This is a genomic window from Nocardia sp. NPDC003963 (assembly GCF_053605105.1).
Genome location: NZ_JBSGIP010000013.1, coordinates 85,334 through 111,608, shown reverse-complemented (window position 1 = coordinate 111,608; position 26,275 = coordinate 85,334). Strand labels below are relative to the sequence as shown.

20 protein-coding genes are annotated in these 26,275 nt (G+C 69.6%); 3 read left to right on the top strand and 17 right to left on the bottom strand.

The window, feature by feature from the left end; all coding sequences use genetic code 11:
* Positions 1 to 5: 5 nt before the first annotated feature.
* Positions 6 to 1,418 carry a type VII secretion-associated serine protease mycosin gene (gene mycP / locus ACWEWT_RS21580; protein WP_452561376.1) on the bottom strand — a complete coding sequence of 471 codons (1,413 nt, stop codon included), beginning with the start codon at positions 1,416 to 1,418 and terminating at the stop codon, positions 6 to 8.
* Entirely contained in the window at positions 1,415 to 2,902 is a 1,488-nt protein-coding gene (gene eccD / locus ACWEWT_RS21575; RefSeq protein ID WP_452561374.1) for a type VII secretion integral membrane protein EccD, read from the bottom strand. Before eccD ends, mycP begins: the two co-directional genes overlap by 4 nt.
* Positions 2,903 to 3,183: 281 nt before the next feature.
* Here eccD and eccA point away from each other — a divergent pair, with 281 nt between their 5' ends.
* Positions 3,184 to 5,025 (top strand): type VII secretion AAA-ATPase EccA, encoded by a 1,842-nt coding sequence (gene eccA, locus ACWEWT_RS21570; protein WP_452561373.1) that lies wholly within the window; start codon positions 3,184 to 3,186, stop codon positions 5,023 to 5,025.
* Positions 5,026 to 5,081: 56 nt separating this feature from the next.
* Here the strand turns inward: eccA and eccB are convergent, their stop codons facing one another.
* A complete protein-coding gene (eccB, locus tag ACWEWT_RS21565; protein WP_452561371.1) occupies positions 5,082 to 6,584 on the bottom strand; it encodes a type VII secretion protein EccB in 1,503 nt (500 codons plus the stop codon).
* Positions 6,585 to 6,722: 138 nt separating this feature from the next.
* Between eccB and eccE the strand changes: the two genes are divergently transcribed.
* Positions 6,723 to 8,513: a type VII secretion protein EccE gene (gene eccE, locus ACWEWT_RS21560; RefSeq protein WP_452561370.1), complete on the top strand. Its 1,791-nt coding sequence runs from the start codon at positions 6,723 to 6,725 to the stop codon at positions 8,511 to 8,513.
* Between the two features lie 78 nt (positions 8,514 to 8,591).
* Here eccE and ACWEWT_RS21555 read toward each other — a convergent pair whose 3' ends face one another.
* The 9 genes from ACWEWT_RS21555 to ACWEWT_RS21515 form a co-directional block, all read right to left on the bottom strand.
* The gene (locus ACWEWT_RS21555; protein WP_452561369.1) at positions 8,592 to 8,891 is read right to left on the bottom strand and encodes a type VII secretion protein EsxR; all 300 of its coding nucleotides are present in this window, start codon (positions 8,889 to 8,891) and stop codon (positions 8,592 to 8,594) included.
* A gap of 53 nt (positions 8,892 to 8,944) precedes the next feature.
* Positions 8,945 to 9,253 carry a WXG100 family type VII secretion target gene (locus ACWEWT_RS21550; protein ID WP_452561368.1) on the bottom strand — a complete coding sequence of 103 codons (309 nt, stop codon included), beginning with the start codon at positions 9,251 to 9,253 and terminating at the stop codon, positions 8,945 to 8,947.
* Between the two features lie 84 nt (positions 9,254 to 9,337).
* The gene (locus tag ACWEWT_RS21545; protein WP_452561367.1) at positions 9,338 to 10,129 is read right to left on the bottom strand and encodes an ESX secretion-associated protein EspG; all 792 of its coding nucleotides are present in this window, start codon (positions 10,127 to 10,129) and stop codon (positions 9,338 to 9,340) included.
* Complete coding sequence (locus tag ACWEWT_RS21540) at positions 10,126 to 11,118, bottom strand: PPE domain-containing protein (RefSeq protein WP_452561365.1); 993 nt, start codon at positions 11,116 to 11,118, stop codon at positions 10,126 to 10,128. Before ACWEWT_RS21540 ends, ACWEWT_RS21545 begins: the two co-directional genes overlap by 4 nt.
* Positions 11,119 to 11,161: 43 nt before the next feature.
* Positions 11,162 to 11,530: a PE family protein gene (locus ACWEWT_RS21535; RefSeq protein WP_452561364.1), complete on the bottom strand. Its 369-nt coding sequence runs from the start codon at positions 11,528 to 11,530 to the stop codon at positions 11,162 to 11,164.
* On the bottom strand, positions 11,527 to 12,927 hold the full coding sequence (locus ACWEWT_RS21530; RefSeq protein WP_452561363.1) for a hypothetical protein: 1,401 nt from the start codon (positions 12,925 to 12,927) through the stop codon (positions 11,527 to 11,529). The genes ACWEWT_RS21535 and ACWEWT_RS21530 overlap by 4 nt, the downstream gene beginning before the upstream one ends.
* Positions 12,924 to 13,241: a type VII secretion target gene (locus tag ACWEWT_RS21525; protein WP_452561362.1), complete on the bottom strand. Its 318-nt coding sequence runs from the start codon at positions 13,239 to 13,241 to the stop codon at positions 12,924 to 12,926. The genes ACWEWT_RS21530 and ACWEWT_RS21525 overlap by 4 nt, the downstream gene beginning before the upstream one ends.
* Before the next feature lie 98 nt (positions 13,242 to 13,339).
* Positions 13,340 to 13,639 (bottom strand): YbaB/EbfC family nucleoid-associated protein, encoded by a 300-nt coding sequence (locus tag ACWEWT_RS21520; protein WP_452561448.1) that lies wholly within the window; start codon positions 13,637 to 13,639, stop codon positions 13,340 to 13,342.
* 78 nt (positions 13,640 to 13,717) lie between these two features.
* Positions 13,718 to 14,071, bottom strand: a complete 354-nt coding sequence (locus ACWEWT_RS21515; protein WP_452561360.1) for a hypothetical protein — start codon at positions 14,069 to 14,071, stop codon at positions 13,718 to 13,720.
* Positions 14,072 to 14,672: 601 nt separating this feature from the next.
* Here ACWEWT_RS21515 and ACWEWT_RS21510 point away from each other — a divergent pair.
* Positions 14,673 to 15,011: a toxin-antitoxin system YwqK family antitoxin gene (locus ACWEWT_RS21510; RefSeq protein ID WP_452561359.1), complete on the top strand. Its 339-nt coding sequence runs from the start codon at positions 14,673 to 14,675 to the stop codon at positions 15,009 to 15,011.
* A gap of 7 nt (positions 15,012 to 15,018) precedes the next feature.
* Here ACWEWT_RS21510 and ACWEWT_RS21505 read toward each other — a convergent pair whose 3' ends face one another.
* The 5 genes from ACWEWT_RS21505 to ACWEWT_RS21485 form a co-directional block, all read right to left on the bottom strand.
* On the bottom strand, positions 15,019 to 15,816 hold the full coding sequence (locus ACWEWT_RS21505; RefSeq protein WP_452561357.1) for an ESX secretion-associated protein EspG: 798 nt from the start codon (positions 15,814 to 15,816) through the stop codon (positions 15,019 to 15,021).
* Positions 15,813 to 17,603, bottom strand: a complete 1,791-nt coding sequence (locus ACWEWT_RS21500; RefSeq protein ID WP_452561355.1) for a hypothetical protein — start codon at positions 17,601 to 17,603, stop codon at positions 15,813 to 15,815. The genes ACWEWT_RS21505 and ACWEWT_RS21500 overlap by 4 nt, the downstream gene beginning before the upstream one ends.
* 409 nt (positions 17,604 to 18,012) lie before the next feature.
* Positions 18,013 to 19,569, bottom strand: a complete 1,557-nt coding sequence (locus ACWEWT_RS21495) for a hypothetical protein (protein WP_452561353.1) — start codon at positions 19,567 to 19,569, stop codon at positions 18,013 to 18,015.
* A 90-nt stretch (positions 19,570 to 19,659) separates the two neighbouring features.
* Entirely contained in the window at positions 19,660 to 19,944 is a 285-nt protein-coding gene (locus ACWEWT_RS21490) for a hypothetical protein (protein ID WP_452561352.1), read from the bottom strand.
* 59 nt (positions 19,945 to 20,003) lie between these two features.
* Entirely contained in the window at positions 20,004 to 25,853 is a 5,850-nt protein-coding gene (locus ACWEWT_RS21485; RefSeq protein ID WP_452561350.1) for a hypothetical protein, read from the bottom strand.
* Positions 25,854 to 26,275: the final 422 nt, after the last annotated feature.

The window sequence follows — 26,275 nt, the reverse complement described above, 5'->3', positions numbered from 1 at the left end:
CCGCGCTAAGGATCCGGTTCCAGATCCAGGTCACGGTCGCGTCGGCGGAAGGGATACGCCACCGCGGCGCCGATCGCGAGGCCGGACAGGCAGATCACCGACCCGGCGATCGCGATCCAGCGCTGACGCGGATCGGGGCCGGGCGGATGGAAGGGAGCGGCGATGGGCCGGCCCGCGGCCGCGCCGGCACCGACCGGTTCGACCGGCAGTTCGGCGGTCAGCGCGGCCAGGGGATCGATGAGGCCGTGCCCGATCCGATCGTCGCGCCCGGTACCCGGGCCGTGTGCGGTCCGGGTGATCCGATCGATCACCTGCGCGGCGGACAGTTCGGGGAAACGGGACCGCACCAGCGCCGCCAGACCCGCCACGTACGGCGCCGCGAAACTGGTGCCCTCCACCGAGCGGATGCCCTCGGTGGTCTGCACACCGTCGACGAGTCCGGTACCGCCGGGCTTGCTGTCCAGCGAGACGATATTGCGGCCGATGGCGGCGACCTGCACCCACGGCCCGTTGAGGGAGAGCTCGGAGACCTGCCCGTTCGGGTCCACCGAACCGACGGCCAGCACGTACGGCGAGAACCACGCGGGACTGGCCACGGTCGCGACCGAACCCCAGCCGGCGCCGGAGTTCTGGTTCTGGCAGGCACCGTCGCTCTGTAGATTGCCGGCCGCGGCCACCACCACGACATTTCGGCGGTAGGCGTACTCGACGGCGGCACCGAGCGCGGCGTCGGCGGTATCGAGTCCGGCCCGGGTGCAGGCGACCTCGGAGATATTGATGACCGTGGCGCCCATATCCACGGCCCGGACGACGGCGCCCGCGAGAGTGAGCACGCTGCCGTATCCCTCGGTGCCGATTTTGCCGGGCGCCTCGTTGTTGCTGTTGTCCTTCTTCTCGTAGGCCAGGCTCAACTGGCGGATCGCGAGGATCTCCGCGTCGGGGGCCACGCCGGCGAAGGCGTCGTCCGGTACCGGCTGGGCACCGATGATCCCGGCGACGAGGGTGCCGTGCCCGTCGCAGTCGACGGTGCCGTCGGTATCGGCGACGTAATCCCCGCCCGGTTGTAACCGGGGCAGTCGCGGATGCCGGTTCACCCCGGTATCGATCACCGCGACCTTCTGGCCCGCACCACGACTGAACTGCCACGCGGCGGGCAGATCGAGCACCTGCTGCGCCATCGGCGGTTCGCTCGGCGGCGCTCCGGTGAGCAGCGGCTCCGCGCAGACTGCGCGCTGTTCGGTCGGTTCGAGCGGGGCGGGCCGGCCGCTGATCGCCTGGGCGGCACCCAGCGCGCCGCGGTCGATCGCGGGTTGTGGTATCGCCGCGGCGTCCGGTCCGGGCAGCACCACCGCGGCACCCAGTACACCCGCCGCGCACAACATACGCAGCAGGCCGCGATGCGGTGGCCGACCACTCATATGCTCAGATTCCGGGCGGCGCCGTAGATTCCCATCACCCACAGGACCAGCGGGATCACGGCCATGATCAGCGCGTATTCGAAGAGTTCGATCATCCGCCGGACCACCGGTGTCACCTCGATATGCGGACCGATCACGCCGAAGCCGATCACGCCGAGTGTGAAGGCGAGCAGGATCGCGGCACAGAGGAGGACGAGATCGCCGTCGCCGAAGGACAATCCGACGATCAGCGCCAGGAAGGTCGCGCAGGCACCACCGATGAGAGTGGCGGCCTGCGCGATATCGGCGAACGAGCGACCGCGCAGCGACAGGATGACGGCGGTGATCACCGCGAGTGTGATGCCCTGCCACCGATACGATCCCAGCGGGTCGGCGACCCCGAACGCACCGATCACCGTGGTGGCGGTACAGGCGACGATCAGGCCGGTCTGGAACCGGTTGGCCGCCCGGGCGCGTTCCCCGAGGCCGGCGGCCGAGGGCAGCGCTGTCGCCCCGATGGCGCCGATACCCTCGATGGTCGGGCGGGGTTCGTGATCGGCCGGGTCGATGGCAGCACCGGCGGTCGGTACCGGCGGGATCGGCAGCCGGGCCAGCAGTGCCGCCAGCCGCGGCACCATGGACAGGATCATGATCCCGGCGACCAGCAGTCCGCCCGACACCTTCGGCAACCCCGGGTGCCAGATCAGATAGATCACCGAGGTGACCAGGGCGATGACGGATACGGCCGCGGCACAGGAGAAGAGGGTCGCGCCCACTCCGGTGAGGCGGTATCCCAGTATCGAGGCCACCAGCACTACCGAACTGCCCAGCAGCAGATGTGGACTGCCCAGCGTTCCCGGCACGAGTAGCGCCGCACCGCCGAACAACAGCAGCAACCCGTCGGCCGAAAGCCACGAGGCGGTGAGTTCGTCGTAGTACTTGTGCGCGGTGATACCGGCCGCGACCAATGCGGCCGGACCCGCGCCCAGCAGCGCGAACGCCGGTGCGAGCGGATCGCCGGCACCGCGCGAGACGACGAGGACCACCAGGGTGGTGAGCACGGTCAGCGCCGAGGCCACCAGCCCCAGCCGGCGCGCGGAGGCCCCGGACCACCCGGTGAACTCCTCGGCGGTGAGCCGGGATACCGCGTCGATGACATCGTCGAACAACGCGGGTGCCTCTTTGGCGGATACCGAGCGCAGCACCAGCAGTTCACCGTCGTACACCTCGGCCTCGCTGAGCGTGCGGCTCGGCGCGATCGCCTCGCGGCCCAGCCGGGCCAGTGTCCAGTGCTGCGCCGCGAGCGGGCCGGTCTCCTCGTCCGTCTCGGGCAGGTCCGGGCTGCGTGATTCGATCAGCGCGACCAGATCGCCGATGAAACCGGCGATGGGCACGGTCGCGGGTAATCCCACATCGATCTGGGTGTTGCCGCCGATCACCGAAACTCTGCTCAATTCCGGTTCCTGCGCTCGGCCCGTGCTCGGCGATTCGGCTGGTGCGCTCATCTCCCCACCCATATTTCCTTCGGCATTTCAATCCCCGGCGGTCGACAATTCATCTGCACGCCATCCACAATTCATATTCCGCCAGGCCAGTGGATTTCGAAAGACCTTCCGGGTTAACAACTTCGGCACTTTCGGTGAACTCTCGATCGGCTTGTTCGGCATTGCGTATATTCGGCAACTGCACCCAATGTAACGGAGCGCCGACATGCGCGCGATCGGTAGTCTGGTATCCAGATAACGTTCTCTTCAAGACGATCCAAAGAATTCGGGGAGCGACTGCAATGACCGGCAACCGCCAAGCACAACGCGCATTCGACGCCGGAGTCCTGTCGCTCGGATTGGCCATCGAAGGACAGGAATCGGTGCGCGACCTCGAATACGCCGCCCTGGCCTTCCAGCGGGCCACTGAATGGGACCCGGGCATGTGCGACGCCTGGCTGGGCCGGGCCGCCGCCGGCGAACTCACCAGAGAAGTCCTGCTCAATCTGTACCGGACCTGTGACGGGACGCTCTATCGAGAGCAGCGCCGGGTGGGCCTGCGGCCGCGCGAGCTCGCCGGCCGCTTCCAACCGGGGCTCTACATCGACTACCCGCTCTCCAGTCGGGCCGAGATCTCGCTGGCGTGGGCGGCACAGTTGATCGCCGACAAGGAATTCGACGAGGCCGAGCGCGCACTGAACGAGCTGGACGAGTTCCGGCGCGGTCGGTCCGGCGAGGCCGAACACGAAGCCGACAACCGTATCGCGGCCTATGTCCGGGGCGTACTGCACTACACCACGCAGCGCTGGCCCGATGTGATGACCGTACTGGCGGCCTCGGCGGAATGGGACGATCCGTACCTGGCCGCCGGCGCGCACGTCATGGTCGGTACGGCCTGCGCTCAGCTCGGCCTGTTCGCCGAATCCATCCGCCGGATGAAGTCCGCCGAGCAGGGGCCGATACCGTCAGCCCGGTCCACCGCCATGTTCTGCCGCGGTCTGTGCCTGCGCGAGACAGGTAACGAGGAACAGGCACAGGCTTTGTTCGAGAAGGTCTATTCGCAAGCACCGGACTTCGCGGAGAACGCCGCGGCCATGCGCGACCGCACCTTCCGGATCACCGTCACCAAACGCGAGGTGATCGAGGCACGCACCGACCGATGGGATCCGGCCTCCTCGCCGACGATGGAGCAGATGAACCGGGCCGAGGTACAGGACCGGGCCAAGGAGACCCTGGTGGAGGCCCGTGCCGAACTCGATTCCCAGATCGGGCTGGCGTCGGTGAAAACCCAGGTCGCCAAACTGCAGTCGACCGCGCAGCTGGCCAAGATCCGGGCCGAGAAGGGGATGGCGAGTGTGCCGCGCGGCCAGCATCTGGCCTTCACCGGGCCGCCCGGTACCGGTAAGACCACCATCGCCCGCGTGGTCGCCAAGATCTACTGCGGGCTGGGCCTGCTGGAGACCGAGAAGATGGTCGAGGCCAAACGCGCCGATTTCGTCGGCGAACATCTGGGCAGCACCGCTATCAAGACGAACAAGCTGATCGACGGCGCGATGGACGGGGTGCTCTTCATCGACGAGGCCTACACCCTCATCCAGTCGGGCCTGTCCGGCGGCGACGCGTTCGGCCGCGAGGCCGTCGATACGCTGCTGGCCCGGATGGAGAACGACCGCGACCGCCTGGTGGTCATCATCGCCGGATACGACGGTGAGATCGACCGGCTGCTGGCCGCCAACGACGGTCTGGCCTCACGTTTCGCCAAACGCCTGCAGTTCCCGTCCTACAACGCGACCGAACTGGGACGCATCGGCGAGGTCATCGCGACGAAGCGGGACTCGGATCTGTCCGAGGAAGCCCTGAAGCTGCTGATCCGGGCCTGCGACCATCTGTACGCCATGGAGAGCACCGATCAGAGCGGACAGCCCCGGCGCGGGGTGGACGTGGCCGGTAACGGCCGTTTCATCCGCAATGTGGTCGAGGCGGCCGAGGAGGAACGCGAGTTCCGCCTGGCCAACGACGAATCCCTGGATCTCACCGATATCGACGAGGCGGTACTGCGGCGTATCGAGGAACCGGATATGCGGCTCGCGCTGGCGACCATCCTGGAATCGCTGAACATCGCCTGGACCGACGTCCCGGCCTGATCACCGCCGCCCGCGGCCGGGCCGGTATCGGCCGGGCCGCGGTCCGGCCGCCGGAATCAGCCCTCGGTCAGCGAATCGTGGCTCATCAGGGCCGCCGTGGGTTCGAGGGTGGGCCCCGGAACGAGCTGGCCGACGATCGCCCACGGCGCCAGACGCGGCGTGGAGCCCAGACCCAGCACCGTCGCGGTGGCCGGATCCGGTACGCCGTAACGGATCCCGTTGTCACCGACGTAGAACAGGCTGCCGCGGCGGGGACTACCCGGATCCAGGCCGGTGATCTGCAGGTATTCACCGTGCGCGGGCGCGAGATACACCTCGTCCACCCGGTCGCCACTGCTGTCGGCGGTCGCCAGCCGCACCGGTTCGGCCGAATCCGGGATGGGCAGCCGGGTGCCGATCAGCAGGCCGATGGTGGCCCGTTCGTGCGGCCCCTCTCCCGCGCCCTTCTCCGCCGGCGCGGTACCCGGTGATTTGGACCAGGTGACACAGGTGACCGGACCGTCCTCGGCGTCCACGATCCGCGGTATCTCCCGCGGGAAGTCCGCGACCGGCAGCCGCGCCACGACGGGAACATCGTCGAGCGCGTCGGGGGGTACCACCGCCACCTCGCTCATACCCTGCGAGTCGGCGTAGCGGATCACCTCGGCGGCGAACGGCGATACCGGTTGTACGCCGTCGGCGAGGACCACGAACATCTCGGGTCCGGTATTGTCGCCCAGCCCGGCCACCGAGATGATGCCGCCGATCGGCACCTCCGACAGCGCTCCGGGTCCCGGCTGACCGGCTCGATCGATGGACGGCGCCGCGAGCGCGGGTACCTGGGTGGTCGCGCCGAGGAATCCGGTACCGACCGGCCGCGGCCGGTGGGACGGCAGATCGAGCGCGCGGGCGAGCACCGAGTTCTCCGGATCGAGTTCGGCGCGTTTGCCGTCGTAGACGAGATAGGTCTTGTCGTCGCGAGTCACCAGCAGTGCGTCGCCGGGACCGGCGGCCCGGACCCGATCGGTCAGCTCCGGACGGCCCGCCACCACTGTTGTCGTCGCTCCCGCCGCCGCGGCCGCGCTCCCACCGGCGGACAGCTCGATGGACTCGCACAGCGACCAGTGCGAATCACCGCCCTGCGCCGAACCCGGTAGCGCGGCCGGCGCGCCCGGGATACCCAGTAGCGGGCCGCGCGGCAGCGCGCCGAGCTTATCGTCCTTCACCGCGTGCGGTTCGGCGTTGCTACCGGTGATCAGCCGCGCGGAGGCCAGGTTGAGCACCGGGTGCAGCGTCTGGCTGCCGTCTTCCTTCTTCACCACGACATACAGTGCGCCGCTGGACTTACCGGAGACGATGAGCGCGTCACCGATCGCGCCCTGCGGACGCAGGAACGCCAGAATGGCGGCCCCGGCGACGACGAGAATACCGAGGACCAAACCGACCAGCAGCGAACGTGTCTGTGAACGCATCGGATCGTGCAACATTCGCACATCGCGGCGTACCAATGCGTGATCGAGACGACGTAACAGGAATCGGTACCCGTTCACCTGGGCACGGGTAGTCAGCTGTGCTGGCACTGCGAACTCCATCGAGCTATCGACCGCGATCTCATTCGACACGGTACCGTAATTTTCGATGGTTACGTCGGTCCGGATCGGTGGAATCCCTTGTGGCTCATCGAAACGCGGCCGCCACTCAGGCAGGAATCAACAGCTGTGAACGAGACCATGAACTCCGCACCTCGAGACACCGAAATCCCGGAACCGGTGGTTCCCGATAATTCACCGAATATTCGCGCATCCGCTTACGACACATTGCGTGATCCCGAATTCTGGTTGTTCCGGATATTTCCGCTGCGCATCGTCGTTCCCGGAATTCTGATCGCCGCGTTCACCGGGTGGATCGTCCTCGCGTTCACCGATTCGGTCTGGTACTCGCTCGGCGCCGGCGCCGGCGTGGGCGTACTCGGGCTGACCCCGATCGGCGGCCGCACTCTGGTGGCGCGGATCGCGGGACTGCTCGCCCGGGGCGGGCGGATCTCCACCGAGCGGCTGGACGAGGCCGCGGCATTCGATGTGCCGCTGCCCGAAGGCGGCGGCTACGGCGTGCGGTGGGACGGGGATCTGCTGCTCACCATGCTGCGAATCGATCCGCCCCCGGATACGCTCACGCTGCTGCGACCCGGTTCGCTCAACACCGAGCAACTGCTGCCGCTACCGGAGATCGCCCGCTGTCTCGACCAGTTCGATCTGACCCTGGCCGGTATCGACGTGGTGAGTACCGGGGCCCGGACCGCCGGTACCGGCATCGCCGCGCACCTCTACGACCGCATCATCGGTCCGCTCCCGGCCATCGCTCATCGCATCTGCTGGCTGGTGCTGCGGCTGGATCCGCTGGCCAACGCCGAGGCGGTGGACAACCGCGGCGGTGGCGGTACCGGAGCCCTGCGCGCCGCCATCATCGCCACACGGCGGGTGGCGAACCGGCTGGCCGCGCACGATATCGCCGCCTCGGTGCTGACCGCGACCGAGATGAACACCGCGGTCCGCGAACTCATCCACGGTTTCTCCGTGGATCAGCTCACCGAATCGCCGAAATGGCTGGAATCCCAGGGCCGGCACCTGGCCCAGTACCAGATCGGCGCCGATATGGTGGGTCCGCGCGGGCTGGCCGACATCTGGTCGGTCCCCAGTCTGTCCACCACGGTCACCCTCCGGCTGCGTCCGGGTATCGGCCGCAACGATCCGCGTACCGAACTCGCCGATACCGTCGTCCTCAACGCCGTCGTACGCTTCGATACCGTCGAACCGCCCGAGCAGCCACCGCTGCCGGGCCTGCGTCAGCTCTACGGGAATCAGTTGCGCATCCTGCTCGATACCTTGCCGGTCGGTTACACCGGCCGCTGGGGACGCGATGTGGCCTACCGCGGCACCCTCGCCGCACTCGCCGAGTTCACGGTGCCGACGGCCGGCTGCGGCCAGCTCATCGGCGCCGACGACCGCGGCCAGGGCATCGCGGTACCCCTGATCGGTGAGGGCACCCGCCAGCTCGAAGTGATCGGCACCCTGGATCTCGCCCAGCAGGTCATCCTGCGCGCGACCGGGCTCGGCGCGCATGCCATCGTGCACACCTCCCGGCCGGAGGCGTGGCAGACACTGGTCCGCAATCTGGACAGCCCACAGATCCTCACCATCGCCCCGCGCGCGGCCGGTGCCAGCTACCATCCGCCGGGCCCGCCGCCACTGCCCACCGCGCCCTATCCGAGCACTACGGTCCTGGTGTTCGACGGTGTCGCCCCGGTCTCCCACGCGGGCGGAGCCACGATCGTGCATGTGCGGCAGCCACACGATCCGCCCGGGTCGATCGACGCCGATGTCTCGCTGATCCAGGATTCCGCCGCGCCCAACCGGGTCACCGTCCGCACCCCCGCCGTGACGACGACGGTGAACATGGTGACGACGCAGGAGGAGATGCACTACATCGGCGAATCCCTCGCCGCCCGCTGAACTATCGGTGATACCGGAACGGCCGGCTGGATCCTCATCCGATCCAGCCGGCCGTCCGGCGCGTCGCGTCCGGCGCGATCAGCCGAAAGCGGCGAAACCGTCGCCGATCTTCTTATCGGTCTCGAGCGCGCGGTGCAGCGCGTTCTCCACCGCGGCGGCGAGCTGATCCAGCTTGGTGAGGGTGTCCTCGAGTTCGGTGTTCACCGCACCGTGGGCGGTCTGGAAACCCTCCTGGGCACCCTGGCTGGCCATGGCGTTCAGGAAGTTGTCCTTGGCACCGGCCAGGGCCTCGATCTCACCCTGGATCTTGCTGCCCTCGGTCTTCAGCGAGTCGAACAGAGCCTCCATGGTGGGCTTGTCGTACAAAATATCGCTCATGATCCCATTTCCTTCTCAGTGGAGTGGATAGGTGGAAGTGCCGTACTGCGGAGTCAGAGGCTGGTGTAGCCGCCGCCGGGGATGAAGGCGTCCTCGTCCATGCCCAGGATGTTCTGGGTGGCGTCTTCGGTGGCCTTGGTCAGCTCGTCGAGCTTCTGGTTCAGCCGGTCGGACTCGTCGCTCCAGGCCTGCGAAGTGGTGACGAACGACGCGTTGGCATCGCCCTTCCAGCCCGCGCGCGCGGCATCGCTGGCCGAGTCCACGGATTTCACCGACAGGCGCAGGTTTTCGATGGCCTGGTACATCTCGCCGGTCGCCTTCTTGACCAGCTCGAGATCGAGATCAACACCCTGTGTAGCCATTGTGGGGTTCCTTTCGTGAGTTCGTTTTCGTGCCGAGATCCGACGATCTCGAGATGAAGAGACGGTGGGTCAGCTCCTCGGGAACTACGGTGTCGGCCACCTCCCCCCGGGCAAGTCCTCGAGCAGCGCGGCGACTGCCTGCGCGACCCGGTGGTCACTACCCGTCGTCACCGTCGACCAGACCTGCCGGTCCGGCGAAACCATGGGGGCGGCGGCGATCCGCCCACGCTCGGTGTCGTACACCACGACCGCGCCGGGGGCTCGGGTGGTGAGACCGTCCTCGTGGCTGTAGGCCACGATCTCGGTGTAGGCGTGGCACGTACCGAAGGCCGCGCCGAGCACGGTGGCGTCGCGGTCGGGTACGCCCAGTGCGTAGAAAGCGTCCGCGTAGTCGCCGGTGGACTCGGCCGCATCGAGGCGGTCGGCGAGATCGTCGGCGAGCGCGCTGAATCCACCGATCGCGGCCGGCTCGCCCGGCCCGAGCGCGGTCAGCAGTGGCCGCACCAGCGCGGCGGGTGAACCGTCGCACCAGACGGTCCCGATCTCGAAGCTGTCCCCGGTGCGGATCGCCACGGCGTACCGTTCGCCGCGCCCGGCCACACAACCGCGCAACGTGTGCTCCGGCCCGTAGCCGCGGGCCACCAGCTCCCGATCCGGTTGTGCGAGCACGTAGAGGGCGTCGGCCAGATCGGCGTCGACATCGCCGTCGGCGTCGAACACCTCCGCGGTGATCAGCTCCGCGACGGCGCGCTCCCGGGCCGCCCGCCACTCGTCGTAGGAGTCCTGCCGCGGCCCGGCGGCGAGTACCAGGGGGAGGGTCTGCACGCCGAGTCGCTCGGCGACGGCGAGCAGCCCGTCGTTGCTCAAAGTCCTCACGGCGTCCCCCCGGCCTGTGCCTGTGCCTGCGGCGCCTGCACGGCGCCGAGTACCGCCGGGGCGGCCCGGAGTTCGCCCTCGCCGGCGAAACGATCGTCCTCGTCGCCGGCCAGGCCGGCCCGGGGGAACCTCGGCGCCTCCTGCCCACCGCCGGCGGAGTTGGCGGCGCCCATCGCCCCCGGCGCCATCGGCGCCGCCTGGGAAGAACCGCCGGCGGCGACCGGCGCGGTCTGCGGTACGACCTCCGGTGCCGTGGTGGACTGCGCGTACACCGGCGCGTTGTAGGCGACCGGTACCCGCGGCATCGCCGCCGGAATCGGGATCGAACCCACCGGTATCCCCAGCGGTCCCATCGGCATACCGCCACGCACCGGTGGCGGGGTCGCGCCCGGCGCGGCGGCCGCATGTTCGGCGGCCAGCGCGGTATCGGGCGCGACCACCGGTGGCGTGGGGTGCTGCCACGGCGAGGCGAGCGGTTCGGTGGCCTTCTCGTAGTTCTCCATCACCCGGGAGGCCACGGCCTTGGCCATATCCGCGTCCTTGTCCGTCTCGGCCGCGATCGCCTTGATCGGCGCCCCCAGCATGTCGCCGACCGATTCCAGCATCCGCTGGATCTGCTGGATCTGTTCGATATCGGCGGTATGCGGCATTGCCAGACGGGCGATCTCGTAGGCGGCGACCTGCGCCTGGAAACGCGCGGCGTTGGCCGTGGCCGTCGTCGCCGCCTCGAGCAGCCAGTCGCGCAACGTCGAGATACGCTGCAGCACTTCGCTGCTGCGCCCGGAACCCCAGGCGCCCCGCATCTCCAGGACCATCCGCTCGTACTCCACCACTGCCGCGCCGAAGGACGCGGCCAGCCGGGCCCACGCCTGGACGGCCTCGGCCAGCGGCACGGCGCCCGGGCCCGCGGTGAGGTCGCGGGCCAGCCGGTCGGCCGGGCGCGCGGGCCACACGACACCGGTGAAACCGGGCTGCGGTGGTTCGATCATCGCTGCGCATTACCCTTCGGTCGTCGCCAGTACGAGCGTGCGGTCAGGCTTTCGGACCACCGAGATTCGAGACGTTGTCGGTTTCCATACCGTCGAACCGCACGGTGCTCAGCCGCAGTGTGGCCGCCAGTTTGCGCATCTCCCGCACACTGGCCTGCGCGCTGGTCAGGTACGAGGTCGCGACATCGTTGTGGGTCTGCGACGCCCGCCCCGACACCTCGTCGATTCCGGCGGGTACCACGGTCAGCGCCTGCGTGACCGCGTCGAGATCGCCGGCCAGCCGGTCGGCCAGTGTGTCCAGTCCCGACGAGGCCTTGCCCGCCGCGGCCGGATCGAACCGGACGCCGTCGTACACCTCACCCATCTCGTTGTTCATGAGACCCTCCTGTGTGCTGATCGCCGGTCCGCTCACAGCGTGAGCTCCTTGTCCGGCGGTGGTTCCGATGCTGTTTCCGCCGCGCCGACCACCGGCACCGCGATACCTTCGAGCGACCCGACCACTTCGTCGCCGTGTTCGGCCGAGACCGGGCCGCGCGCCGAACCGTCGGTCACCGATTCCCCGTCGCGCGCCATACCCGCGGCGGCACCCATACCCGCGCCCATCGGCATCATCCCGGGGCCGCTACCGGCCGCGGTGGAATTCGTGGTCCCGTTGTGCGCCGCGGAGGCCGCGGAGGATCCCGTGGGCATACCACCGAGACCGCCCGGCGCGCCGACCGCGCCGAGTGGGCCGGGCGCCGCGGCCCTGGTCCCCGGGAAGGCGGACAGTGGCGCGGACGCCGCACCCGTCGCGACCGGTCCCCCGCCGAACCCGTCGCCATCGAAACCGCCACCGCCGCGCGCCTCGTCGAGATCGTGCCCCGGACCGTCCGTGACGGCCGGTGCGTCAACAGGTTTCGGCGCGGACAGCGCCGGGTTCGCGGCGGCCAGTTGTCCCAGCGACCGGGCGGCCTGCCCGGCCGTCCCGATGAGCGGCGTGACCATTCCGATCAGCTGCGTCAGCTGGTCGGTCGAACCCGCACCGGTGGGTGCGTTGGTGATGGGCACCTTCTCGCCGGTCTGCGTCATACCGGCCGCCTCGACGCCGAGTTCGGCCTTGGTCTTACCGGTGATGATCAGCCCCTCGGTGGCCGCCTCGATCGCCGAGACCACCAGGAACGTCGCGCCTCCCGGAGTGGTCGCGTACAGCGGGGACAGCGCCAGCTTCGCGGAGAACGCGGCGACGACCGCGGCCATCTCCGCGCCACCGATCGCGACACTGGTCGCGCCCTTGGCGAGATGTATTTTCTCACCGGTGCTCTGTGCTTCGAGCGCGGCCGCGTCGCTCTGTGCCGCGCCGGCCTTCTCCGCCGCCTGTGTGGCCGCCATACCCTGCCACAGGCCCATAACCGTCTGCAGAACGGACGGCGCCACCTGCAGCAGCGTCTGCATCACGGTCGAGATCTGCGACAGTGCCTGGGTCGGATCCACCGGCGGCGGCGGGGCTGCCGCGTCCCGCGGGGCGGTATCGCCGCCCGCCGGTACGGCGGGGGCCGGCGGGGCGAACCGGCCGCTGCCGAAGGCCGACGCGAGATCGGTGAGCGGACGCATCAGCGCGCTCAGATCGATCGTCGGCAGCGGCGGCATATCCGGAAACCCGCCGAACGCGGGCAGTTCCGGTAGCTGCGGCAGGCCCATGTTGTGCAGGATGTCGTTCACCGGCATATCCAGCATCGGTGCCAGCACACTGCCACGTAACAGGTCCAGCACAGTCGGGTCGATGGCGTCCGCGCCGGGGGGCGGGGCCGAACCTGCTCCTGGGGTGCTCATGAACCCGGGAAGACCACGCCGATATTCGTCGCGTTACCGGCATCGGTGACCTCGTAGTTCGCCGCGGCCTGGTGCGCGGTGAGGGCGGTACCGGCGTGCACCGCGGCCAGTTCGGCCACCGAGGCGAGATGATTGGCCTGGGCGTAGGCGAACGCCGCGAGGAATTCCTGACCGATGAGCCCGAACACCGGTGCCGCGAAGGCGACCGTCGCCGCCTGATCGACCGCGCCGGCCGAGGCCACTCCCGCGGCCATGGCCGCGGATTCGCTGCCGTACAGCCGAACCGCGTCCGGGACAACGTGGATGTTACTCATGTCTTTGTCCAATCCCGAAACATCCCACAATGTTTCGTAAACAACGGTACCCATCACATACCTTCGGCCGCGATCGCGGCGCGGTTAACACTCGGTGACTACCTCGTGCTCTCGGAATTGAAGTCGTTTATCAACTCGCCGCGTTCGGCCAGCGCGCGGTGCGCCGCCGCCCGCGCTGTGTCGACCAGCGATTTCTCGAACTCTTCGGGGGTGAGTTCGCCGATCCCGGCGGTGAAACTCAGTCCGGTCAATGCCGCATTCCCGTCCACTTCCACAGTTACCGTGCCGTCGGATGACGTCTCGGTGACAAGGATGCCGGTCATCGCGTCACGCAGATCGGTGAGCCGATAAACTTGCTGCCGCACCCGGGAAATGAGTTCATCCATTGTTTCGACCATATCCACCTCCGAATTTCTCGAGACCTGTTGCCGAATTCCGTTCACGCGTCGACTTTTCCCGACCGTGCTTCCCTGCCATCAGACCGAACGCAGCCAGCTCTCGGGTTCAGTGTCGTATTCCTGCTCGGCGACGATCTCCCGCCGGGCCACCTCCGCCTCGGTCGGCAGGCCGGCCGTGCGGAGCATCTCGGCGGTGAAACCCGCCTCTTGCAGCTGTTTCCTTCTCTCCAGCCCCGCCCGCGCGGCCGCTTGCCGGCACAGGCGGAGGATCTCACCGGCGAGCGCGTCCGGGTCACGGCGCAGCTGGGCCGGCTCCACCGAGAGCGCCACGGGCAAACCCATTTCCGTCGTCCGGACGCGAATTGTTCCCGTCAGCGAATGGGCACCGAACTCCGTGGGAAATTCCGTTCTCCCCTCTTCGGAATCGCTCATCACCCGACCTCCTCCGACAGTCGCTCGGTTCGGCGGCGTGATCTTCGCGAATATTCCACCGCGCACAACCACCTTTCGCGATACGGACCATTCCCGGCTCCCAGTATCGAGCGTCGAGATGAACTGCCGGTTATCGTCCGGTGATGGACGCACTCCGGACAGGCGACCCCGGATCCACCGAACCATGCGAAATATGGCGTTGATCACCGCCGATGGCAATATGACCCTCGGGATCGCGACCGAGTGAATCATTCCGACACAGTCCGATTCCGGGAAACCCGCCCTCGCAGCATAATTGGAACATTTCCATACACCGTTATCCGACGGCTCATTATTCGAGTAACCACGCCGGTCGTCTCGACCCGCCGGAGATCGGCTCCGTCATAGAATCTCGGTAACCGCCGACCGCTCCGGAGAACCGGGCGGCGAGGCGACGGTGATCACCGAGTGGTTCCGGCTCCCCACCGGTCCCGCGGGGACAACCGCGCACCGGCGTGACACGGCCGGACAAGTAGGCGAAGGGAATTCGCCGCATACGCCCCCGTGCCGCCCCCGCGCATCGATATTCTGTCCGCGTGCACGGACCCACGGGAGATCCGCGATGAGGCGAATCGACCTGAACGAGGACCCGACCTCGGTGAGCGCCGACCTACGACTGGAATACGCGGGACAACCGTTCACCGGCGAAGTGGTCGAGGAACTGGTACCCGGCCAGCTGCTGTCCCAGGAGTTCTACCTCGACGGATTTCGGCACGGCAGCCACCGGGAGTGGTGGCCCGACGGCCGGCTGAAATCGGAAGGTGAGAGCTACCGCGGACAACCGCGCGGAGTGTTCCGGCGGTGGCATCCCAACGGCCGTCTCGCCGCCGAGAATCTGTACGGGTCGCGCGGCGAAGTGGAAGCGAGCCGGGAATGGGACGAACACGGCCGCCGGCGCTGATTCGCGCTCAGACCCTGCGACGCTCATCCTTGATCACCCGGACCACCTGGGCGATCATCGAATTGATCGCGCCCTTCAGCAACCCGGTATCGGCGGGGGCGGCGACCGGTGTCTCGGCCGCTCCGATCAGATATCTGCCGTCGCCGACCAGATCCCGCCACTCCATCCGATGCCGGGTGATCCCGCGCGGCCCGTAGATCGAGGACCCCTGCTCCACATCGATCGTCCCCACACAGCTCACCGGCGCCGTGAGGAACGCCGACCCGCGTTCGAATTCCGTCGCGGCGAACGAATCACGCACGGTGGGAACCTTCCGGGGTGGCGCGTCGACACGGCGCGGCAGCACTGTCTCGCCGCCGGTACCGGCCGCTGTCCCGGGCAGTTTCGCGACCAGTTCGTCGGCCAGCCGCACCGCGTCGCATTCGGTCACCGTGAATCCGCCGCTGTGCCAGAAACTCGGACCGGGCAGCGCGGAGACGACATAGCCGACCGATTCCCGGCGGGCGCCGAACAGCCGCACAATACTGCGCGGTTCGTCGCCTTCCCGGTGGTCGCTACCGTTGACCACCACCCGGATATCCGGGTGGGCGAGGAGATCGGATACCGGATCGAACGTCTCCCCCAGCCGTTCGCGCAGTCCGGCGCGGGCCTGCCGCAGCTCGAACCGGAACTGCTGCGGATCCAGGGTGCCGGCGGTGAAGTGGAAGGGAAAGGGCAGCCCGAGTTCATCGGTCGCGCCGGTCCACAGGACGTAGAACTCGACAGCGGTGAACGTCCACCGACCCGGTACCGACCCGGAGATCACTGATCCACCACCGGTTTCGCCACCACTGAGGGCTCGCCGATACCTTCTTCCAGCCATTCGGTGGAATCGAGGTAATCGGCGCGTTTGTGATCCTTCTGCTGACCGCCCTGCGCGGCGCCGCCGGCACCGCCGCCGCCCATCGGCATACCGCCCATCGGCGAACTCTGACCGGTCGCGGACGCCGCGACCTGGCCTGTCGCCACGCCACCGGCCGTCGTGGCCAGGGAGGCGCGCGGAAACAGTTTGGCGGCCTTCTCCATATTCGGCACCTGCGGAGTCTTCGCGCCGCCCGCGCCACCACCGGGACCACCGGCCCCACTGCCCAGACCGGCGGGCAACTTCCCCGCCTTCTGCAACGCCGACTGATAGTTCTTCGCCGCGTCCTGCAAACCGGGCATTCCCGGCAGTCCGGTGATACCGGCCTGCTGCAGTGCCTGCTGCGCGGCCGTGGACAGCTGCTGTCCCATCTGGCTCAGCTGCTGCAACCCCTGTTGGGCCGCCTGTAGCAGCGGCTGGGCTTCCGGCTGCTGTTCCAGCGCCGACTGCTGCTGTTGCAGCGCCTCCTGCTGCGCCTGCGCCTGTTCCTCGAGGTCCCGCTGCGCGGCCATCAACTCCGCTCGCTGCTGGTCTATCTCCCGCAGCGCCGCCTGTTGTTCTTGGTACTGCCCGTTCTGTCCGCCGCTCCCGTTCCCATTGCCATTGCCGTTTCCGTTCCCATTGCCGTTCCCGTTGCCGTTCCCGTCGTCGTCCGGCGGACCGGTGGTTTCGGCGGGCTTCTCGAGCTTGGGGATCGCGCTGGAGGACAACGCGACACCCGGTTCGTACCAGTTCGCGTAGACCTGTCGCGCGAAGGTCTCCTGCTGGTGAACGGCGGCGTCTCCGCCTTCCAGCCGGGTGTAGTAGTGCGATTTCTCCGGCATCCCCAGGCCGGTGTTCTGGATCCACTGGGACACACTCAGGAGGTTGTCGCCGAGTTGTTCCATGGCCGAGACCAGATGCGCACCGCTGCCGAGATAGGCCCGGACCGCCGTGGTGGCCCCGTCCACCCCCCGGCCCTTCCAGCGGTCGGACTCCAGCAGACCCTGCATCCCCTGATCGAAATCGGTGAAACCGGTATCCAGCTGGATCTTCATCCGAATCCAATAGGTGGCCTTGTCCTGGATGAACTGGGAGGCGCCGATGATCTCCTGGCGGAGCCACCAGAACTGGTTGAAATTCAGGCCGCCGGCCGGTGGTGCCTCCGCCGCGAACCCTTCGGCGCCCGCGCTACCGGGCAGCCCCGACAGCCCGCTCGGCAGCGTGAACTTGTTGTCCTTATCGGCGTAGTTACCGAAATCGGGTACACGGGTGTAGGTCTCGTCCACCCAGCCGTCGGTCTCGTCGTAATGAGAGAACGCGTGCTCGACATTCGAGCCCGCCATACTGCCGTCCACCATGCGCGCGAACGTGCCCGCCGCGTCCTGATCGGTGTTCTGGTAGAGCTTTCCGGCCAGTACGAACGCTTCGCCCAGATCGGTGACACGGCGGCGATGCCCGGGCATGATGTCGTCGGCGAACTCACCGGCGACCTCGTCGAATTTCGCCCGCAGCCGCTCCGGCCCGGAGAACGACTCCGAGCCCAGTTTCGTCAACGGCACCAGCAGCGGTGCGACCCCGTCGACGATATCGAAGATGCTGACCAGATCGGCAGCGAACTGCGCCGCTTCCTGCGCGACCGCCTCCTCGAAAACTACGCCACCACCGGCGGCCCGGTCCCGGAAAGCACCCCACGGGTCGTCGCCGGCCATACCTACGCTCCCGCCGAGTCGAAGTTTCGCGTACCGCCACTTGTCAGAATTGGGAACAGCGGCTCGAGATCCGCAGGGCGCCCGGTGGTTACGATTCCGGCGTCCGATCCCGGGACGCCCACCCCCGGAACCCACAACTGAACATACGACCGAACCGCGTTTCGGCCGTACGACAGGATCGCGGCGATCCCACAATCGCCACAGTCCTGGTCGAACGTCGGCGCCGGGCACTCCATCCGCTCACGCCCTCCTCGGCAATGCCCGGCGAAAGCACGGGTCACCACCGAAGATCGCAGCCGCGTCTTACCCGCCGACCACCACCCGTTGAACGGCCACCGAAGTTTCGGTGCGCCGACGGCCGGTGCGTGAACAGAAGACCAACCATATTGACGCGCAGGGTGTTCGCGCGTTATAGGATCGCGCGATTGCGTTCGCGGATACGCCGCTCGAATTCCGGCAGGTAGCGCGAGGGCGCCACCGACGACGACGAACGTTCCAGCACACCGTCGTCGGCCAGATAGAAGATCGCCCGGCCGACCGCTATCTCTCCGGGCTCCACCGGGACATAGACCATCCACCCCGCATTCACTCGCTCCGCGCGCAGCTCCCCCACCGGATAACCGGTGGTGTCCGCGCCGCTGCCGGCGAGGTATCCGGCGACCCGGTCGACCGCGTCCGCGGCCGCGAGCGGTTCCGGTGCCGTCACGCCACCCAGCACCAGCTGATAGACGGCGGCGTCGAGATCGAACTCCCCGTCTTCGGCGAAGATGCCGGTGAGCGCGGTACGTGTCACCATTCCCGCTTCGGCCGCCGCCACCAGCGCCGCGGCGGCGGCGTGCTGCTCATCGGACGGTTCGGAGCCGAGCAGACCGGCCACGATCCGAGCAACCGTATCCCGGTCGCGGACACCGGGAATCGCGTCGCTGATCGTCGCGGGGTCCGGTGAACCCCCACAGGACCACCGCCGTCCGTCCCACCAATAACAGAAGGTGAGCATTCCGGCGGTGGCCCGATGGTTCAGGACCTGGTCCGCGACCCAATCCGGCGCTCCCCGGAACAGTTGGGGCAGCTCGTCCGCGCCGTTGTAGGCCCGATCGAGTTCCGGCGCGTTCCAGACGCCACCGGACAGCACCGCGCGTCCCCCGGGCAACGCGTGCAAGGAGGAACCACTGCGGGCGGCCCCCTCGAACCAGCGCAATCCGGGAAGCAGACGGGGCCCCCATTCGGAGCGGACGGCAGTGAACGCCGCGCACAACACCGCCCAGCGCGCGGCCATGAGCGGGAAAGGCGGCAGGCCGTCGACCGGACGGGCGGCCACACCGGCCTCCCGGTCCGCCCGCGCCTGCGCGGCAGCCACACCGGACGAACGCTGCTGGCGTCCGCCGTGCCACAGATAGGCCGCGAGCCAGACCGGGAGCGACTTACGCGGAAAGGCCGCCAGATCCGCCCGGTATATCTCGGGCGCGAACAACTGATCGTCGGGAAACGGCTCGTCACCGTAGTCGTAGTCGGCCTCGAGCTGCCCGGCACTGGTCAGGCCGATCAGCAGGCGCCACCACGGTCCGTCCCCGAGCGTCGCGGACAGTTGCCGATGCTCCCGCACCAGGGCGAGCACCTCGGGGCCCGGATTCCACCGCACCGCCTGCTGCCGGTCGTCGGAGAAGATCGCGAAACCGACATCGGCGGCCACCGTCGAGGCGAACACCGCGTCCACCCGCTGCCAGCCTTCGGGCGCGACGCCGGCCAGTTCCCGGGCCACGGCGTGCACGATCGCCCGCGCCGCCTCGACCGGATCGGGTTCGGGCGCGGGCGGCGAAAGGGTGAACCCGACATCGGGATCCGCGGCCCCGGGCACACCGGCCGGCTCCTCCACCGAACCCGCCGTCCCGGCCGGCTCGGATGCCGGACCGGCCGCGTCGTCGTCATGGGCCGGCACTTTCCCGGCTTCCTCGTCGGACCTGGTCACTTCGCCACATTCCCCTCGTACGAAACTCGGAACGACCGTCTCGTTCCGGAACCCGGACCACCGGGCCCGCCACAGCTCGCCCGCGGACGATCAGCGCTCGTCACGGGCGCGTCGCAACTCCTCGAACTGCCGTTCCAGCTCGGCCCGGCGCCGGCGGGCATTGGTGCCGTCGAGCTGCCCGGCGAACGCCGCACGGGCCGCGTCCACCAACTCCTCGGACACCTCTGGATAAGCGCGCGCGATCGACCACAGCGCATCCTCGGTCTCCATGTCCAGACCGGTCTCGGTGCGCAGGCCGCCCCCGTTACGAACCGATTCGAGCATCTCCGCGAAGTTCTCCCGCAACTCGTCGTCGCTCGGATGTGCGGTACGCATAGCTACTCCTCACTGGTTGCCGTGCGGCGCGTCCGCCCGGCCCGACGTCCCTCGTCGCCTCATCGCGCGAACACTTGCGCGCGCCGCTGCGGATCGGCGAGCAGATCCCGCAGATACGCACCGAAGTCCAACTCCTCCGGCAGCGATCGGTAGGTCAGCTCACCGAGCAGGTGTCCGCCCTGGATCAACGCGAACCGGGTGGTCCGGTAGGCGACGGTCGCCAACTCGACGACGACCGGGCCTTCCAGATCTATCGTCGCATCGCCGATCCGCAACCCCAGCCGGCCGCGCAGCCGGTACAACACCACCGGCAGCCCACCGATCTCACCGTAGAGGCCGCTCACCCGGCCCTGGTCGGCCGGTGCCGCCCGCACCGCACCGGTCACCGGATCGAACTCCGAGGGCACACCGAACCCCGAGAACGGACGCACGACCAGCGGCGCCTCGTCGTCGGGCTCCGGACCGGGCGCGGCCGGCGGGCCGGTGACCGGTGCACCGCGCTGCGACCGATAGTGGTCACGCGGACCACCCGGCGCGGATCCGGCCGGCGGCGGAGGCATCGGCGAGTACGGCATACCCCCCGGCGGCGCCGGGTCCGCCGGGCCGGCCCCCGGGTACCCCGGCCGCGGACCGTTGCCCGAAGGTATCCCCGGTTCGGATGCGGGAGTGGGATCGCCTGGCGTGGGATAGGGGTCGAACGGCTTCTGCACGTCCGGCGGAACCGACACCGGCGGAGGTTCCGGCACGCCCGGCTGCCCGGGCAGCGGTGGGCCGGGAGGCTGCGGCGGTTCCGGCATCGGCGGCGGCCACGGCAGCTGAGCGGGCGGCGCCGGTGGGGTCGGCAGGCCGGGGAAGCCGGGCAGCCCAGGTGGGTCGGGCAGGTTCGGCTGCCCGGGCGGCAGCGGCGGATTCGGCGGCACCGGGACCTCCGGGGGCTCGGGCGGGTTCGGCGGCTCGGGCGGGTTCGGCGGCACAGACGGCACCGGCGGCACAGACGGCACAGACGGCACCGGCGGGTGCGGCGGAGTCGGCGGAGTCGGGGGCACAGGCGACACCGGCGGCACCGGCGGGTTCGGCGGGTTCGCCGGGTTCGGCGGGTTCGGCGGGTTCGCCGGGTTCGGCGGGTTCGGCGGGTTCGGCGGGTTCGGCGGAGTCGGGGGCTCTGGAGGGACCGGCGGGTTCGGCGGCTCGGGCGGGTTCGGCGGCACCGGCCGCACCGGCGGAGTCGGTGGTTCTGGGGGCTTCGGCGGCGCCGGGGGTTCCGGCGACTCGGGAACATCCGGTAACGGCACCGGCCACCGCTCTCGTTCGTTCTCGAACAGGGGCGGGAAGTCGGGATCCCATTCGTGCGGTGGATGCGGTATGTGGGAACGCAGCGACGAACCGCGCGGTAAAGGCGGCAGCGGGCGGCGGTTCCCGGTGCCCGCCTCGTCCGGTGGGTCCGGGTGCCCGGGACCACCGCTTCGCGCGTGCGGGCCCGGTGCCCCGGCGGGTTCGGCGCGGCCCGTGCCACCGCCGGGTTCGTTCGCGCCGGTGCCGAGGTCCGGCGGATCTCCGGCGGCGGGCTCCTCGTCCGGCCGGGTCCGGGCGCCGGTAGCGGTGTCGGCTTCGTCCGGCCGCGTGTCCGCACGATCATCGCCGGCCACCGGATCCGCTTCCCCGGGCGGAGTCTCGCGCCCGGGATCCGCTGCGGGACCGGATGTACGGCCGGGCCGGGCATCCGGTTCCGGGGGCGCCGGTTCGCGATGCCGATCGCCGGACTCGCCTGCCTGCGCCGGGTCGCCGGGTCGGTCCCCACCGGTGTCCGGGTGGCGGTGTTCCAGTTCGCCGGCGATACGGTCGAGTTCCGATTCGGCGTCGATCACCCGGCGGGCCGCCTCCTCGTACTCCGCGACTCGGCGCTGATACGCCTCCTGTTCGTCGAGCCGGGTGGTACGACCGCGCAGCTGTTCCAGCCGACGGTCCAGAGCCCGGTGCGAGGCCGGATCCGCCTCGGCCACCGGCAGATCCCGGTGCGGCGGCGGTAGTACGGCGCGGGCACGTTCCACCTCCAGCACGGCCCGGTCGCGGTCCGTGCGCAGCCGCTCCGCGTCCCGTTGTGCGGCATGTTCGCCCAGTGCGGCCAGTGCGGCGATATCACGGGCGCGCCGGGTCACCTCACCGCGTAGTTCGGCCTGCACCCGGGCGAGTTCGGCAGGGGTCAGCCGTTCGTGCTTGTCCAGCCGGCCGTCGCGGTATTTCTCGTAGACCTCGTTCCACCGCCGCAGTTCCGCTCGTACCCGGGCGAGTTCGGGATGGTCGGCCGGTATCGCACCGCGCCGGAAGCGGTCGAGTACATCGTCCCAGCGGGCGAGGTCGGCCGGTGGCAGTTCGACCCCTACGGTGCGGGCGAAATCGGGCCCGGCACCGAGTTCGGTGGCGGGCAGCAGATCGGTTTCCGCGTCCAGCAGCCCCATACGCAGCGGCGCTTCGGCAAGGTGACGCAGGTCGGCGATCAGGTCCACCAGATGCCGGACGGCCCGGTGGTGTACCGGTATCTCGGCACGACCCACCCGCGGGTCGACGGCCGTATCGCCGTGGACGGCGGGGTCGAAGATATCGATCTCGCCGAGGGCGGACAGGTATTCGGTGAGGGCGTCGGCCAGATCGGACCGGGTATGCGGCCGGTGCACCAGATCGCGGATTCCCGCGTCGATCTGCCCGGGTCCGGTGATCGCGACGGTATCGGAGAGGGCGTCGAGGCGGCGTTGCAGACGCCCGGTCGCCGTATCGGCGGCTGCCGGGTCCAGGGCGGCCAATGCCTTCGCGTAGGCGAGCATTCCGGCGATCTGCTGGATCCGGCGCGCGCCGGGGGTCGCGGGATCGGCGATGATCCGCGCCGCCTGCTGCGCGGCCACCGGCTCGGAACCGCCCGGTTCGGCCCGCTGCGCGAGATTCGCGCGGGCCTGGGCGATCTCGTGGTACGTGTCGATATCCCAGGCGGTACGGGCATGGTCGATTATCGCTTCGAGCTGGGCAGCGCGGACCTCGTTCGCGTCCCGCAGGACGGCGAGTTCCGCGGCGAGCCGACGCGGATCCGCCAGATCCTCGTCGGTGATACCGAGCCTTTCGGCCAGTTCACCGATGGTGGTACCGATTTCGGCACGGGTCAGGTCCGCGGGCTGCTCGCCGGGCTCCGGTTCGGCCGCTTCGTCCGGGACCAGCCGCCAGCCGTCACCGTCGTCGACGAGTGTGACGTCCAGGTGGCGGCCTTCGACGGGCTCGGCCAGATGCCGGACCCGCGGTGCGCCCGCATCGGCCACGATGATCCGCTCCGGCCCGAAACCCCCGTCCGGTAGGGACTCGCCGGGGCGCACATGGGTCAGCTTGTACCGAACTTCCAGATCGCCGTTGTTCACCGCGTCGGCGAGATCCGGGTGCCGGGCGAGCGCATCGGCGAGCACCCGGTCGTGGTCGAGCCGGCCGTCCAGCACGACCAGACGCATCGGCCCACCCGGCCGGTCGGCCGGTAGCAGTCCGATACCCGGCGGATCACCGAACATGACCCCGCCGGCGGCGAGCACCCATTCCTGGGCGGCCATATCGCCGATCAATCCGGTGAGTTCGTCGACCTCGGCGTCGCGGCGCAGGAATTCCTCGGCACGGCGCCCGAATTCGTCGACGGGGCCGGTCGCCTGCCGGATCCGGTCCAGTTGCGCGGCCAGCGTATCGGCCAGCCGGTCCGGGCCGAGGGTGTCCAGGTCGATATCGCCGAGCACCTGCGCCCACACCGCACGCTCGTCGCGGATCTGGTCCCGGCGCAGCGCCCGCTCGAGATAGAGCCGGGTCCCGTCGTCGCGACCGGGCTGATCGCTGTCGAAGAGATCGCCCCACTCGCGGGTCGGCTCACCACCGTTGTTCACGCCCTGCCAGTCGAGCAGATGCTGCGGTTCGGGCCACCACGGCCGCAACGCCGCGGGCAGCCATTCGGGTATCCTGGCCGGTTCCCCGTGGGCGTCGGCGACTTCGCGCAGGAAGCGGGCCAGCGGGTTCGCATCGAAGAAATGGGCGTGATCACCGAACGGGATATCGGCGTTCTCGGCGTTGAACCGGCGGGCCGCGTCCGCCAGCCCGGTCAGCGCGCCGATCCGGCGCGCCTGCTGGTACCGGATCAGATCGTGGGCCCGCCGGACGTTCTCCGCGGTCGGTTCGCCCAGGTCGATCCCGAAGGCCCGGGCGGCCTCGGCCAGCGCCGCGGCCTGTGCGTCGCGATGCGCGGCGGTCGCGGCCAGTTCGTCTGTCCACGCGGCGATCTCACCGGCACTGCGGGGCATTCGGTCGCCGTCCGGCTCCGTGCGGGCGAGCTCGGTCACCGGACCGTCCGGTGGTGCTTCCGGACCCGGCGGCAGCGCCCGGTCCGCCTCCTCCGCCTGCCGTTTCAGCTCGTCGAGTTCGACCCCCAGTTCCCGGCGCACCAGCTCGGGGTCGGCTTCGTCCAGCCAGTACCGGTATTCGCTGTTGTTCTCGTCCAGCAGCGGCGGGGTATCGGTGCTGCGATCGGCGACCCGGGAGGTGAACCGGCGGACGAACGGCAGCAGCTCCCGTTTCTTCCACAGGGTGACGGTCTCTTTGAGGATCCGGGCAGGATTGAATTTGGTCTGCAGTACCTCGTACTCGTCGCCGGGTACGCCCGGTGTCGGGTCCTGGGTCTTCGACAGCGGCAGCCCGGCCGTATCGCCGAGTACCGACTGACCGGCGCTGTCGATCCCGGAACCGGAGGGATATTTCGGGACCTCGCCGGTGTATCCGAAATCGCGCAACCATTCCCACATCCGGCGCAGCAGTGGTTTCCGGGGCTCCGGGACGGCCGGTTCGCCGGGGTGGCCGGGCGGAACGACGCGCTCTGCCTCCTCCACCCGCCAGCCGCCGTCGTCATCGGCGACCAGGCGCGCGGGCACATGTTCGCCCTCCAACGCGATGTTGTAACGGCGGGTCGCCCCGGCGGCCGTCGGCGCCCCGCCGGATTCCGGCTGTTGCCGGGCCGACTGGGCACTGTCGGCGAGCGCGGCCAGATCGCCGGCCGCCCGGACCACCGCGGTGCGGGCGCGGTCCAGCACGACCGCGGGGTCACCGTCCAGTTCCGCGGGGTCGATCCGCAGCAGGCGGGCCCAGGTATCCCGGGTGTGCCGCCGGGCGGCCCGGTCGGCCGGATCGGTGGCGGCGTCGAGACGGGCCTGTGCGGCCGCGGTGGCTTCCAGCGCGGCGGCCCGCAGCAGGATCCGGGAGCGGTGGTCGGCAACCGTCGCGGCGAGGCGATCCGGGACGAGCGCGGCCTCGTCCAGGCCGAACCGGCCGGCCAGACGGTCCCGGGTTTCGGCGACGGGCTCCGCGTGCGGCCCGCGGACAGCCGGCGGGAGTTCGGGCGCGGCCCGTTCCACGTCCCCCGGCCGGCCGGGACCGCCGGTACCGACCGGATCACCCGGGGCCGCGAGTTCCCCGACCGGCCCCGGTTCGGCCGGCGCCGCGATCTCTTCCCCGGCGGGCCGGGCGGGGGGCAGCCGGGGCTCCTCCACCGGGAGTCCCGCGCGGCGCAACTCCGCACGCATCTCGGCCGCGAGTTCCGGATCGGCCTCGTTTTGCCAGTACTGCTCGTCACCGTAGCGTTCGTGGGCACTGAGCTCGGCGAAATCGGCCGGATACCGCATCCGCGGACCATCGACCGGATCGTCGAGGAAGCCGCGCGCGCGGGCGATTTCGCCGAGTTCGGCCAGGGCGGCGCGCGGATCGCGTAGCTCGCCGAGAACGTCGGCGAGACCGAGTGGTCCGGCCAGCCGGCGTACGTGGTCGGCGGCCGCACCGGTCAGCGGTCGCGCGGCGCGCTGCGCGGGCCAGTCCGCTTGTTCGCGCAGGAACGCGACGAGGTCGCGCATGGGGTCACCGGTGCGGTTCGCCGGGCCGCCCGGACCACCGGGCGGTGGGGCGCCGGGGCCACCTGGATCAGCCCGACTGCCGGGTGGTGGTGCCGGTGGCGGGGCACCGTTGTTCTGCGCGGGATCCGCGGCGCCGGGGGCAGCCGGGGGCCGGACGGGCGGCGTACCGCCCGGTCCGCCGGTGGGGGGCGTGCCCGGTCCGTCCGGCTCCGGACCGCCGGGATCATCGGGACCGTCCGAATCGCCCGGCTCCTCCGGAACGGATCCGTTCGGCCGCGGCGGTATCGGTACCGTATCGCCGCCCGGTGCCGGCGGGATCTCGGATTCCTGGACTCCGGTCTGTTCCGCCGCGGGCAGTTCGAGCGTGTCGTCACCCTGCGCCACCGGATCCCCCGACCCGGGCAATTCGACCGTGTCACCAT